This window comes from Pseudomonas sp. 05N433 (genome assembly GCF_056396925.1).
In genome coordinates this window covers 26,157-38,180 of the sequence record NZ_JBFTML010000028.1, presented here as the reverse complement: position 1 = coordinate 38,180, position 12,024 = coordinate 26,157, and the positions used below count along the sequence as shown (strand labels likewise).

15 protein-coding genes are annotated in these 12,024 nt (G+C 58.7%); all 15 read right to left on the bottom strand.

The features are described from left to right. Window positions 1–32: 32 nt before the first annotated feature. Window positions 33–1,142 (bottom strand): flavodoxin-dependent (E)-4-hydroxy-3-methylbut-2-enyl-diphosphate synthase, encoded by a 1,110-nt coding sequence (gene ispG / locus AC1DIS_RS16350; protein WP_003185136.1) that lies wholly within the window; start codon window positions 1,140–1,142, stop codon window positions 33–35. Between the two features lie 3 nt (window positions 1,143–1,145). Further along, window positions 1,146–2,183, bottom strand: coding sequence for a RodZ domain-containing protein (locus AC1DIS_RS16345; RefSeq protein ID WP_477743269.1), 1,038 nt, complete (start codon window positions 2,181–2,183; stop codon window positions 1,146–1,148). Then, window positions 2,183–2,941: a type IV pilus biogenesis/stability protein PilW gene (gene pilW, locus AC1DIS_RS16340; RefSeq protein WP_018927064.1), complete on the bottom strand. Its 759-nt coding sequence runs from the start codon at window positions 2,939–2,941 to the stop codon at window positions 2,183–2,185. The genes AC1DIS_RS16345 and pilW overlap by 1 nt, the downstream gene beginning before the upstream one ends. Window positions 2,942–2,953: 12 nt before the next feature. Next, window positions 2,954–4,102, bottom strand: a complete 1,149-nt coding sequence (gene rlmN / locus AC1DIS_RS16335) for a dual-specificity RNA methyltransferase RlmN (RefSeq protein ID WP_007941385.1) — start codon at window positions 4,100–4,102, stop codon at window positions 2,954–2,956. A gap of 28 nt (window positions 4,103–4,130) precedes the next feature. Next, window positions 4,131–4,556 (bottom strand): nucleoside-diphosphate kinase, encoded by a 426-nt coding sequence (gene ndk, locus AC1DIS_RS16330; protein ID WP_018927065.1) that lies wholly within the window; start codon window positions 4,554–4,556, stop codon window positions 4,131–4,133. Between the two features lie 92 nt (window positions 4,557–4,648). Continuing rightward, window positions 4,649–4,849, bottom strand: coding sequence for a Fe-S cluster assembly protein IscX (gene iscX, locus AC1DIS_RS16325; protein WP_007941386.1), 201 nt, complete (start codon window positions 4,847–4,849; stop codon window positions 4,649–4,651). Window positions 4,850–4,863: 14 nt separating this feature from the next. After that, window positions 4,864–5,205: an ISC system 2Fe-2S type ferredoxin gene (gene fdx / locus AC1DIS_RS16320; protein WP_018927066.1), complete on the bottom strand. Its 342-nt coding sequence runs from the start codon at window positions 5,203–5,205 to the stop codon at window positions 4,864–4,866. 3 nt (window positions 5,206–5,208) lie between these two features. Further along, window positions 5,209–7,071: a Fe-S protein assembly chaperone HscA gene (gene hscA, locus AC1DIS_RS16315; protein WP_477743268.1), complete on the bottom strand. Its 1,863-nt coding sequence runs from the start codon at window positions 7,069–7,071 to the stop codon at window positions 5,209–5,211. Window positions 7,072–7,122: 51 nt separating this feature from the next. Continuing rightward, window positions 7,123–7,644 carry a co-chaperone HscB gene (gene hscB / locus AC1DIS_RS16310; RefSeq protein WP_477780972.1) on the bottom strand — a complete coding sequence of 174 codons (522 nt, stop codon included), beginning with the start codon at window positions 7,642–7,644 and terminating at the stop codon, window positions 7,123–7,125. Window positions 7,645–7,652: 8 nt separating this feature from the next. After that, a complete protein-coding gene (iscA, locus tag AC1DIS_RS16305) occupies window positions 7,653–7,976 on the bottom strand; it encodes an iron-sulfur cluster assembly protein IscA (RefSeq protein ID WP_007941391.1) in 324 nt (107 codons plus the stop codon). 34 nt (window positions 7,977–8,010) lie between these two features. Continuing rightward, window positions 8,011–8,397 (bottom strand): Fe-S cluster assembly scaffold IscU, encoded by a 387-nt coding sequence (gene iscU, locus AC1DIS_RS16300; protein WP_003443374.1) that lies wholly within the window; start codon window positions 8,395–8,397, stop codon window positions 8,011–8,013. 85 nt (window positions 8,398–8,482) lie between these two features. Further along, window positions 8,483–9,697, bottom strand: a complete 1,215-nt coding sequence (locus AC1DIS_RS16295) for an IscS subfamily cysteine desulfurase (RefSeq protein WP_007941393.1) — start codon at window positions 9,695–9,697, stop codon at window positions 8,483–8,485. Between the two features lie 50 nt (window positions 9,698–9,747). Then, a complete protein-coding gene (iscR, locus tag AC1DIS_RS16290) occupies window positions 9,748–10,239 on the bottom strand; it encodes a Fe-S cluster assembly transcriptional regulator IscR (RefSeq protein ID WP_003227911.1) in 492 nt (163 codons plus the stop codon). Between the two features lie 184 nt (window positions 10,240–10,423). After that, complete coding sequence (cysE, locus tag AC1DIS_RS16285) at window positions 10,424–11,200, bottom strand: serine O-acetyltransferase (protein WP_026286494.1); 777 nt, start codon at window positions 11,198–11,200, stop codon at window positions 10,424–10,426. A gap of 2 nt (window positions 11,201–11,202) precedes the next feature. Continuing rightward, window positions 11,203–11,973 carry a tRNA (cytosine(32)/uridine(32)-2'-O)-methyltransferase TrmJ gene (gene trmJ, locus AC1DIS_RS16280; RefSeq protein WP_018927071.1) on the bottom strand — a complete coding sequence of 257 codons (771 nt, stop codon included), beginning with the start codon at window positions 11,971–11,973 and terminating at the stop codon, window positions 11,203–11,205. Between the last annotated feature and the right edge of the window lie 51 nt (window positions 11,974–12,024).

Below are 12,024 nucleotides of genomic sequence, written 5' to 3'. Positions count from 1 at the left end.
ATCCTTAAATTCGTTCGGCTCTTCAGTCAGGCTCAGCCGCGAGCGATTACAGCCGCGTCGGCTTCGACCTTTTCGGCCGCTTTCTGGCGGATCAAGCGTTCAAGCTCATCCACCAGATTGTCATTCGTCAGTTTCTGCGACGGCTTGCCGTCGATGTAAATCAGGTTTGGTGTGCCGCCGGTCAAGCCAATATGGGCTTCCTTGGCTTCACCCGGCCCGTTGACCACGCAACCGATTACCGCGACATCCAGCGGCACCAGCAAGTCTTCGAGACGCCCTTCCAGCTCGTTCATGGTTTTGACCACATCGAAGTTCTGCCGCGAGCAGCTCGGGCAGGCGATGAAGTTGATGCCACGGGAACGCAGGTGCAGGGATTTGAGAATGTCGTAGCCGACTTTCACTTCCTCGACCGGGTCGGCCGCCAACGAGATGCGAATAGTATCGCCAATCCCTTCGGCGAGCAGCATACCGAGGCCCACGGCGGATTTCACTGTGCCTGAACGCAAACCACCGGCTTCGGTGATGCCCAGGTGCAACGGCTGGACGATTTCCTTGGCCAGCAAGCGGTAGGCTTCAACGGCCATGAACACGTCGGAAGCTTTTACGCTGACCTTGAAGTCCTGGAAATTGAGGCGTTCGAGGTGTTCGACGTGACGCAGGGCGGACTCGACCAGCGCGGCCGGAGTCGGCTCACCATATTTCTTTTGCAGGTCTTTTTCCAGGGAACCGGCGTTCACGCCGATACGGATTGGAATCCCGCGATCACGGGCGGCATCGACCACCGCACGTACGCGGTCTTCACGACCGATGTTGCCTGGGTTGATGCGCAGGCAATCGACGCCCAGTTCGGCTACGCGCAGAGCGATCCTGTAGTCGAAGTGGATGTCAGCCACCAACGGCACCTTGACCAGTTGCTTGATCTTGCCGAAGGCTTCGGCGGCGTCCATGTCCGGCACCGAAACCCGAACGATATCGACGCCGGCGGCTTCCAGACGATTGATCTGGGCCACGGTGGCGGCCACGTCATTGGTGTCGCTGTTGGTCATGCTCTGCACAGCGATGGGCGCATCGCCGCCAACAGGCACGTTACCGACCCAGATTTTCCGGGATTCGCGACGCTTGATTGGAGATTCGCCGTGCATGACTTATTGACCTAACTTCAGGCGAGCAGTCTCGCCACTGGTGAACGGAGCGACATCAACCACCTGCCCGTTGTAGCTGACCTGCGCGCCACGGGCAAAGCCCAGACGCACGGCAAAGGGCGGCTTGCCGCTGACGGAAACACTTTCGCCTTTACGCTTGAGACCACTCAACAACACTTTACCCGTGCCGTCGGTCACTTGAGTCCAGCAATCGGCGCTGAATTGCAGTTGAACCTGGCCCTGGCCCGCAACCGGAGCTGCTGGAGCTGCTGGAGCTGCTGGAGCAGCAGCTGCAACGGCCGGCGCAATCGGAGCCGTCGCAACCGCTGCCGGTACAGCGGCAACAACTGGCGCTGCCGGTGTCGCGACAACCGGAGCAGTATTGTGGGCCGGAGCCGCAGGTGTTGCTACCGGGGCTGCTGGAGCGGGTGTTGGCGCCGGCGCGCTTGCTTCGGCGTTGGCAGGCTCCTCCGCCTGCGGCAACGCCAGAGGCGTTTCACCTTCAGACTCACCTTGCGCAACCGCCTGGTCTTCCGGCTCGTCCAGCGGATGGATCTGGGTGGTGCCATCGGCGCCTTCGACTTCAACGTGTTCCGGAGCCAGGCTGACCAGGTCCTTGGTGCGCGATGAGGTTTGATCCTGCCACCAGACAAAACCACCACCAATCACCGCGATCAGCAACAGCAGGCTGACAATTCGCAAAATGGTGTGGGAAACCCGAACCGGCTCTTCGATACGCCCCAGGCTGTGGACGTTGCTGCCCTGGGAGTCGGTGCCGGTGGATTGGTCGAACTGCTGAACCAGAACAGCCTGGTCCATGCCCAGCAATTTGGCGTACGCGCGAATATAGCCACGAGCAAAGGTGTGGCCAGGCAGCTTGTCAAAAGCGCCGGCTTCCAGATTACTCAGGGAATTGACGGTGAGGTTGAGCTTGAGGGCCACTTCGGCCAGCGACCAGCCATTGCTTTCGCGGGCCTGGCGCAAAGTCTCACCGGGGTTAACGCGATTCGCTGCTACAACTTCGGGATGCGCCGCTTTCATCATTGCTCCGACAGGTATTGCTGATATTCCGGCGTACCGGGATAGAGTCGTTTTAATTGCAGGCCATAACTGGCGGCCTTGTCGCGATCTTCAAACACTTTTGCCAGCCGAACGCCGAGCAATAGACTACGTGCATTTTGCTCGGTGAGCAGGCTAAAACGATCGTAATAGTCACGCGCGGGCACATAATGCCTGTCTTCGAATGACAACTCAGCCATTTCCAGCAAGGCACGTGGCTGTTGGCGGTTCAAACGCAGGGCTTTTTCCAGTTGCTGGCGAGCCAGGTCACGCTGGCCCAGCTTTGAAGCGGTCATGCCGAGGTTCTCGAAAACCCGCGAACGCTCAGGATACAGAGTATCGGCGGCCGCCTGTTCAAAGCGCTCGTACGCCTCTTTGTAACGTTTTTCTTCGAACAGAAAACTGCCGTAGTTGTTCAGGATTCGCGCATCGGCGGGACGGGAAGACAGCGCCTTGCGAAAATGCTGATCGGCCAGTTCCGGCTCCATCTCGGCCTGGAACACCAGCCCCAAGGCCGCGTTGGCGTCAGCATCCGAGTCATCCAGTTCCAACGCTTTCTTCAGCGGGACCTTGGCGCGCTCGGTCATGCCCTGCTGCAAGTACCCCAGGCCCAGCTGCACGTAGGCGGCACGCGCTTCATCACGGCCCTTGCTGGTCTTCATCGGGTTGAAATCGCCCGACAGGACACAACCAGCACACAGGCTGGCCAACAGCACAAGCAGCGCGAAGCGCAGGGACATAGAGATCCTCTCTTAATTATTGTTCGCAGCGTTTTGCGGCATATCGTTGTCGGCGCTCAACTCACGCACGGCGATATAACGTTCGCTGCGACGGGTGCGATCCAGCACCTGCCCTACCAATTGGCCACACGCGGCATCGATGTCTTCACCGCGAGTGGTACGCACGGTGACGTTGAAGCCTGCATGGTGAAGCTGATCCTGGAAACGGCGAATCGCATTGTTGCTCGGACGCTCGTAACCGGAGTGCGGGAACGGGTTGAACGGAATCAGGTTGATCTTGCACGGAACATTCTTGAGCAACTCGATCATTTCGACCGCGTGTTCGACCTTGTCATTGATGTCCTTGAGCAAGGTGTACTCGATGGTCAGTACGCGCTTTTCGCCMAGGGACGACATGTAGCGCTGACACGATTCCAGCAGCATCTTAAGCGGATACTTCTTGTTGATCGGCACCAATTGGTTACGCAATGCGTCATTTGGTGCGTGCAGGGACAACGCCAGGGAAACATCGATGTGCTTGGACAGCTCATCGATCATCGGCACCACACCCGAAGTCGACAGGGTTACGCGGCGCTTGGAGATGCCATAGCCCAGGTCATCCATCATCAGATGCATGGCGGCCACGACGTTGTCGAAGTTCAGCAGCGGCTCACCCATGCCCATCATCACCACGTTGGTGATGGCACGGTCGACGGTTGCCGGGACGCTGCCAAAGGATTTGTTGGCAATCCACACCTGGCCGATGACTTCCGCGGCGGTGAGGTTGCTATTGAAACCTTGCTTGCCGGTGGAGCAGAAACTGCAGTCCAGGGCACAGCCTGCCTGGGACGAAACGCACAAGGTGCCGCGTTTGCCCTGGGGAATGTAAACGGTCTCGACGCAGCTGCCGGACGCCACGCGCACCACCCACTTACGGGTACCGTCGCTGGAGATGTCCTCGCTGACCACTTCCGGACCACGAATTTCAGCAACAGCCTTGAGCTTTTCACGCAAGGCCTTGCTGACGTTCGTCATGGCGTCGAAATCATCGACGCCAAAGTGGTGAATCCATTTCATTACCTGACCGGCACGGAAACGCTTCTCCCCGATCGAGTCGAAGAATTTTTCCATTTCCTGTTGAGTCAGACCCAGCAGGTTGGTTTTTACAGTCGATGTAGTCATGGATTCACCTTCACTCTTAAGCCAATGCTTAGCGAGTGGTTACTTCAGTAGCTGCGAAGAAGTACGAGATTTCGCGAGCAGCAGCGGCTTCGGAGTCCGAACCGTGTACAGCGTTGGCGTCGATGGAATCAGCGAAGTCAGCGCGGATGGTGCCAGGAGCAGCTTCTTTAGGGTTGGTAGCGCCCATCAGCTCACGGTTCAGAGCGATAGCGTTTTCGCCTTCCAGAACCTGAACGACAACCGGACCGGAAATCATGAAAGCAACCAGGTCGTTGAAGAAACCACGAGCGCTGTGCTCAGCGTAGAAGCCTTCAGCTTCGGCTTTGGACAGTTGCTTCAGTTTCGAAGCTACAACGCGCAGGCCTGCTTTTTCGAAACGAGTGGTGATCTCGCCGATGACATTTTTAGCAACAGCGTCAGGCTTGATGATGGAGAAAGTACGTTGAACAGCCATGGTGTAACTCCAGAAACGGTAATTTGCGAAAAATTAAACCCGCGAATTATACGCGGGTTCTTTGGTATTGCCTAACTGCGTACGGTGCAGACTCAGTCTGCTTCTTCGATCCAGGCGGCCTGAATGGCTTCAAGCACCTTCTCGCCACCGCGTGTCGGATCATCACTGAACTCCGGCAATGCCAGCACCCACTGGTGCAGATCGACGAAGTTCACGTAACGCGGGTCCACATCCGGCTTTGACTCAGCCAGCTGGATCGCGATTTCCAGCACATCAACCCATTTCAGGCTCATGAAAGTTCCTTGAATCAGTGCGGCGCTTCGGCGGCATGGTTGAGCGAGTACTTCGGAATTTCGACGGTCAGGTCTTCAGTCCCGACTTTTGCCTGACAGGCCAGACGCGACTGGGCTTCCAGCCCCCAAGCCTTATCAAGATAGTCTTCCTCCAGCTCATCAGCCTCTTCCAGCGAGTCGAAACCCTCACGAATGATGCAGTGACAAGTGGTGCACGCGCAGACGCCGCCACAGGCGCTTTCCATCTCGATATGGTGTTCATGGGCCAGCTCGAGAATGGATATGCCGGGCTCAGCCTCCACAACCATGCCTTCCGGGCAAAACTTCTCGTGTGGCAGAAAAATGACCTGCGGCATCAATTATTCCTCGATTTCATTCAGATTGCGCCCCGCCAGAGCGGCTTTCACCGTCGAGTCCAGGCGGCGGGCAGCAAAGGCATCGGTCACTTGCGACAGATGTTTGGTCTGCTGCTCAATGGCGTAACCATCGGTGCCTTTCATCAATTCGGTCAGTTCCTGCATCTGCAATTCGATGACCATGCGCTCTTCGGCGTCGAGCAAGCGTTCGCCGTCGACATCCAGAGCACCCTGCACTGCTTCGATCAGGCGCTGGGCATCGACCTGCTGTTCACGCAATACGCGGGCAACCTTGTCGTCATTGGCGTGCTGGAACGAATCCTTGAGCATTTTGGCGATTTCGCCGTCGGTCAGGCCGTAGGACGGTTTGACCTGAATGCTGGCTTCGACACCCGAACCCAATTCGCGGGCCGAGACACTGAGCAGACCGTCGGCATCGACCTGGAAGGTCACGCGAATTTTCGCCGCACCAGCAACCATCGCTGGAATACCGCGCAATTCGAAGCGTGCCAGGGAGCGGCAGTCGCTGATCAACTCACGCTCGCCCTGCAATACGTGGATCGCCATGGCCGACTGGCCGTCTTTATAAGTGGTGAAGTCCTGGGCCCGGGCGACAGGGATGGTGGTGTTGCGCGGAATCACCTTCTCCATCAGGCCGCCCATGGTTTCCAGCCCCAGGGACAACGGAATCACGTCGAGCAACAACAGTTCGCCGCCGTCACGCTTATTGCCAGCCAGGGTATCGGCCTGGATCGCGGCACCGATGGCCACGACTTGGTCCGGGTCGATTTCGGTCAGCGGTTCGCGACCGAAGGCTTGCGCAACGGCTTCGCGAACGCGCGGTACGCGAGTCGAGCCGCCGACCATGACCACCGCATGAACGTCTTCCAGCTCAATGCCGGAATCACGCACCGCGCGACGACAGGCTTTCAGGCTGCGGGCAACCATCGGCTCGATCAGCGCATTGAACGCTTCACGGGTCAGCCCCGCCTTCCAGTCGCCATATGCGACTTCGACGGACGAGGCACTAGTCAGGGCTTCTTTGGCCGCACACGCGGTTTGCAGCAGATTGCGCTGCTCGCCCGGATCGAGGTCGGCCGACAGACCGGCACTCTCGATGATCCAGCCAGCAATGGCGTGATCGAAGTCATCGCCACCCAACGCGCTGTCGCCACCGGTAGCCAGCACTTCAAACACACCGCCGGTCAGACGCAGAATCGAAATATCGAAGGTGCCACCGCCCAGGTCATAAATGGCAACCAGGCCTTCAGCCTGTTGATCCAGACCGTAAGCCACCGCAGCAGCGGTCGGTTCATTGAGCAAGCGCAGCACGTTCAGGCCGGCCAGCTTGGCCGCATCCTTGGTGGCTTGACGCTGAGCATCATCGAAATAGGCCGGAACGGTGATCACTGCGCCGACCAGTTCGCCACCCAAGGTCGCTTCGGCACGCTGACGCAGCACCTTGAGGATATCGGCGGAGACTTCGACCGGGCTTTTCGGGCCTTGCACCGTGTCGATGAACGGCATGTGCGACTCGCCGTCGACAAAACGGTATGGCAGCTGATCGCCCAATTGCTTGACGTCGGACAAACCACGTCCCATCAAGCGCTTGACCGACAGCACAGTGTTCAGAGGATCGGTAGCGGCAGCCAGTTTGGCCGATTCGCCGACCTCGACGCGATCGGCGTGATAGCGCACGGCAGACGGCAGGATAACCCGCCCTTGCGCATCGGCCAGAGGCTCGGAAAGACCACTGCGCAATGCAGCGACCAGCGAATTGGTAGTGCCCAAGTCGATCCCCACAGCCAGACGACGCTGGTGCGGTTGAGGACTTTGGCCGGGTTCGGCGATCTGCAGTAGGGCCATCGTGATCAGGACTTATCTGTATATCAGGCGTGCGACCGGAGCGGCACTGGGTTAATCGTCGAGGCGCTCTTCTAACTGGCGCACTTCGTAGGTGAGCTTGTCGAGGAACTGCATGCGCCGCATCAGGCGTTCGGCCCGTTCGCGTTGCGCCGCATCATTCCAGCAAGCTGCGAAGCTTTGGTTCAGTTCATCCTGAGCTGCCTTGAGACGGCGCTTGAACGTGGCAATACCCGCCATGTCGGCGCTGTCCTGCAGATCCTCGAGCTCTTCACGCAACTCCATCTGCTGCAGAAGAAACTCCGGATCATGCACCGTGACCTCCAGCGGCAACTCGCCACCACTCAATGCGAGCAAGTATCGCGCGCGCTTGGGGGGGCTTTTGAGCGTCTGGTAGGCCTCGTTGAGGCTCGCGGATTGCTCGAGCGCCAGCCGCTGCTCACGCTCGGAAGCGTCGGCAARGCGGTCCGGATGAACGCCGCGCGCCAACTCACGGTAGCGCGTAGCCAGCTGATCGAGGTCCAGATTGAAACTCGGTTGCAGCTCAAATAAAGCGAAATGACAAGGAGTACCCACGAGCAGCCTCAGATATTGAAGCTTTCGCCGCAGCCACACTCACCGCGTACGTTGGGGTTGTTGAACTTGAAGCCTTCGTTCAACCCTTCCTTGACGAAATCAAGCTCGGTGCCGTCCAGGTAGGCCAGGCTTTTCGGGTCGATGATCACTTTCTCGCCGTGACTTTCGAACACCTGATCGTCCGCGCCCACCTCGTCGACAAACTCCAGCACATAGGCAAGGCCGGAACAGCCCGTGGTGCGAACACCCAGACGAATCCCATCACCCTTGCCGCGCCCGTTGAGGGAGCGTCGCACGTGTTGAGCAGCCGCTTCTGTCATGCTGATAGCCATCGGTGACTCCTTACTCGTCGCCAAATCTTGAAAGTCAGATCAAGCCTTTCTTCTGCTTGTAGTCGCGAACGGCCGCCTTGATAGCGTCTTCAGCGAGTACGGAGCAGTGAATTTTCACTGGCGGCAGGGCCAGTTCTTCGGCCAGTTGAGTGTTCTTGATGGTCTCTGCTTCATCCAGAGTCTTGCCTTTCATCCACTCGGTCGCCAGGGAGCTGGAGGCGATTGCCGAACCGCAACCGTAAGTCTTGAACTTGGCGTCTTCGATGATGCCTTGTTCGTTGACCTTGATCTGCAGACGCATCACATCACCGCACGCCGGAGCGCCGACCATGCCGGTGCCGACATCAGGATCTTCTGCATCCATCTTGCCGACGTTGCGCGGGTTCTCGTAGTGGTCGATGACCTTTTCGCTGTAAGCCATGATTCTTAATCCTCACTCATCAGGAGTCGCTCTTGAAGCCCTGCCAATCGTGGATTCGCAGGGCCCGGTTGCGGCGACTTGAATATCAGTGTGCCGCCCACTCGATTTTCGAAATGTCGACGCCGTCTTTGTACATGTCCCACAGCGGCGACAGAGTGCGCAGCTTGGTGACGGCCTCGCAGACTTTCTGCGCGGCGTAGTCGATTTCTTCTTCGGTGGTGAAACGGCCGAAGGTGAAGCGAATCGAGCTGTGTGCCAGTTCGTCGTTGCGGCCCAGGGCGCGCAGCACGTACGAAGGCTCAAGCGATGCCGAGGTGCAGGCCGAACCCGACGAAACCGCCAGATCCTTGAGCGCCATGATCAGCGACTCGCCTTCGACGTAGTTGAAGCTCAGGTTCAGGTTGTGCGGTACGCGGGCGGTCATGCTGCCGTTGACGTACAACTCTTCCAGGCCTTCAACCTGTTTGAAGAAACGGTCGCTCAGCGCTTTGATGCGTGCATTCTCGGCAGCCATGTCTTCCTTGGCCACACGGAACGCTTCGCCCATGCCGACGATCTGGTGAGTCGCCAGGGTGCCGGAACGCATGCCACGCTCATGACCGCCGCCGTGCATGGTCGCTTCGATGCGCACACGCGGCTTGCGGCTGACGTACAGCGCGCCGATGCCTTTAGGGCCATAGGTTTTGTGGGCAGAGAACGACATCAGGTCAACTTTCAGTTTCGACAGGTCGATCTCGACCTTGCCGGTGGACTGAGCGGCGTCGACGTGGAACAGAATACCCCGGGAGCGGGTCAGCTCACCGATGGCGGCGATGTCGTTGATGGTGCCGATTTCGTTGTTCACGTGCATGACCGATACCAGAATGGTGTCGTCACGCAGGGCAGCTTCGACCATTTCCGGAGTGACCAGGCCATCTTCACGAGGATCGAGGTAGGTCACTTCGAAACCTTCACGCTCCAGTTGGCGCATGGTGTCGAGGACAGCCTTGTGCTCAATCTTGGTGGTGATCAGGTGCTTGCCTTTGGTGGAGTAGAAATGCGCCGCCCCCTTGATTGCCAGGTTGTCGGACTCGGTGGCACCGGAGGTCCAGACGATTTCACGCGGGTCGGCGTTAACCAGATCAGCGACCTGACGACGAGCGTTCTCGACGGACTCTTCGGCTTTCCAGCCGAACACGTGGGAACGGGACGCCGGGTTACCGAAGTTTCCGTCGACCAGCAGGCATTCACTCATCTTTTGCGCGACACGCGGATCAACCGGGGTGGTCGCAGAGTAATCAAGGTAAATCGGCAATTTCATGGACTATCTCCTAAATCAGGCTGGCTGGCGTGCCGCTAGCTCTTTGGCTGTCATTCGACGGCGGACGCTTCAATCTTGTCCAGGCGTGGCGCCTTGCTGTTGCAACGACGCTGGTCCTGACGCTGGGCTACTTCTTGCACCTCACGGCGAGTTACAAGGTCAGCCAAGCTGATACCGCTCAGAAATTCGTGAATCTGCAGGCTAAGATCGCACCACAAATGGTGAGTCAGACAGGTGTCGCCGGAATGGCAATCGCCCTGGCCCTGGCACTTGGTTGCATCGACCGATTCGTTGACCGCATCGATTACCTGGGCGACCTGGATGCCCTGCATGTCGCGGGACAATTGGTAGCCACCGCCCGGACCGCGAACACTGGACACCAGATTGCTACGGCGCAATTTGGCGAAAAGCTGCTCGAGGTAGGACAGGGAGATGCCTTGGCGCTCGGAGATATCGGCCAGGGACACCGGCCCGTGCTGCGCGTGTAACGCCAGGTCAAGCATGGCGGTCACGGCGTATCGGCCTTTTGTAGTCAGTCGCATGGACAATTACCACGGAGTTCGGAATGGGGCGAGTATGCAATTCCCGAGTATTTAAGTCAACTATAAGACCTAGCGTATTACTCAGGTTTACCCGCAAAAGAGCGCGCGCATCATAGCAGGGTCTACGGTGCAATGGCACACCAACCAGCGCGGTGCAAATGCCTGAATGCGACCCTGCCGTGAATCAGCTGGCCCTGCTTTCGTCCTTGCCCTTCACACAGGCAAAGTCTTCTTCACGCAGTTCAGGCAGATCCTTGGCACAGTAATTACTGCCCAGATCCTTCAGCGCTCCACACATACCCTCCAGACGCCCATCGACCGCCTGCAAGTGATCGAGCAACTGACCAATCGCCCGGGCCACCGGGTCCGGCATGTCTTCGCCGACACCGTAGGCATCGAAGCCGATCTTCTCGGCCATGGCCTTGCGCTTGGCATCCTGCTCATCGTCGGACTTGACGATAATCCGCCCCGGAATCCCCACCACCGTCGCACCCGGCGGAACTGCCTTGGTGACCACGGCATTGGAACCCACCTTGGCCCCGGCACCGACAGTGAATGGGCCGAGCACCTTGGCGCCCGCGCCAACCACCACGCCGTCTTCCAGGGTCGGGTGACGCTTGCCCTTGTTCCAGCTGGTGCCACCAAGGGTCACGCCCTGATAAAGGGTGACATCGTTGCCGATCTCGGCAGTCTCACCAATAACGATGCCCATGCCATGGTCGATAAAGAAGCGACGACCGACCTTGGCCCCCGGATGAATCTCGATCCCGGTCAACCAGCGACCGAAGTTCGACACCAGCCGCGCCAGCCATTTCAGCTCTGTGCGCCACAGGAGCGATGACAGGCGATGGATCCAGATGGCATGCATGCCCGGATAGCAGGTCAGGACCTCAAAAGCATTACGCGCCGCCGGGTCACGATGAAAAACACTTTGGATATCTTCACGCAAACGCTCGAACATCATTAATCCTTCCGCTTTAGAAGCTCGCCACGGGCCGCCTTCTGGGTTTCCGTGAGGATGCCACGCAATATATTCATTTCCGCTCGGCTGACCGAGCTGCGTCCGTACAACCGGCGCAGGCGCGCCATCAAGTGCCGTGGCTTTTCCGGATCGAGGAATTCGATGGCCACCAGGGTTTGCTCCAGGTGCTCATAGAATCGCTCCAGCTCATCCATGGTCGCCAGCTCACCACTCTTGGTGGACGCCACTTCCTCCTTCTCGACCTTGCTCGGCTGACCCTGGGCCGCTAGCCAGGACATGCGCACTTCATAGCTCAACACCTGCACCGCCGCCCCGAGGTTCAGCGAACTGAACTCGGGGTCTGATGGAATGTGCACGTGATAATGACATCGCTGCAGCTCTTCGTTGGTCAGGCCGGAATCTTCACGACCGAACACCAATGCGATCTCGGCACCCTGCCCCGCCTCCTCGACCACCCTTGCACCGCACTCACGGGGATCGAGCAACGGCCAGGGAATGCGACGATCACGAGCACTGGTACCCAGCACCAGATTGCAGCCGACCAAGGCATCTTCCAAGGTGGCGACGACTTGCGCGTTTTCAAGGATGTCCCCGGCGCCGGACGCACGCGCATCGGCCTCGTGGTGCGGGAACAACCGCGGCTCGACCAGCACCAGTCGCGACAGGCCCATGTTCTTCATGGCACGCGCAGCACCGCCGATATTTCCGGGATGACTGGTATTGACCAGGACGACACGAATGTTTTGCAGCAAGGGAGGCGCTCTCGAACATTGAATGGGGGAGCCGAATCTTACAGCTCCTCC

Bases quoted from the DNA above. Each gene is read 5' to 3' on its own strand.
- ispG (WP_003185136.1), bottom strand. From the start codon at position 1,142: ATGCACGGCGAATCTCCAATCAAGCGTCGCGAATCCCGGAAAATCTGG.
- AC1DIS_RS16345 (WP_477743269.1), bottom strand. From the start codon at position 2,183: ATGAAAGCGGCGCATCCCGAAGTTGTAGCAGCGAATCGCGTTAACCCC.
- pilW (WP_018927064.1), bottom strand. From the start codon at position 2,941: ATGTCCCTGCGCTTCGCGCTGCTTGTGCTGTTGGCCAGCCTGTGTGCT.
- ndk (WP_018927065.1), bottom strand. From the start codon at position 4,556: ATGGCTGTTCAACGTACTTTCTCCATCATCAAGCCTGACGCTGTTGCT.
- iscX (WP_007941386.1), bottom strand. From the start codon at position 4,849: ATGAGCCTGAAATGGGTTGATGTGCTGGAAATCGCGATCCAGCTGGCT.
- fdx (WP_018927066.1), bottom strand. From the start codon at position 5,205: ATGCCGCAGGTCATTTTTCTGCCACACGAGAAGTTTTGCCCGGAAGGC.
- hscA (WP_477743268.1), bottom strand. From the start codon at position 7,071: ATGGCCCTACTGCAGATCGCCGAACCCGGCCAAAGTCCTCAACCGCAC.
- iscA (WP_007941391.1), bottom strand. From the start codon at position 7,976: ATGGCTATCAGCATGACAGAAGCGGCTGCTCAACACGTGCGACGCTCC.
- iscU (WP_003443374.1), bottom strand. From the start codon at position 8,397: ATGGCTTACAGCGAAAAGGTCATCGACCACTACGAGAACCCGCGCAAC.
- AC1DIS_RS16295 (WP_007941393.1), bottom strand. From the start codon at position 9,697: ATGAAATTGCCGATTTACCTTGATTACTCTGCGACCACCCCGGTTGAT.
- iscR (WP_003227911.1), bottom strand. From the start codon at position 10,239: ATGCGACTGACTACAAAAGGCCGATACGCCGTGACCGCCATGCTTGAC.
- cysE (WP_026286494.1), bottom strand. From the start codon at position 11,200: ATGTTCGAGCGTTTGCGTGAAGATATCCAAAGTGTTTTTCATCGTGAC.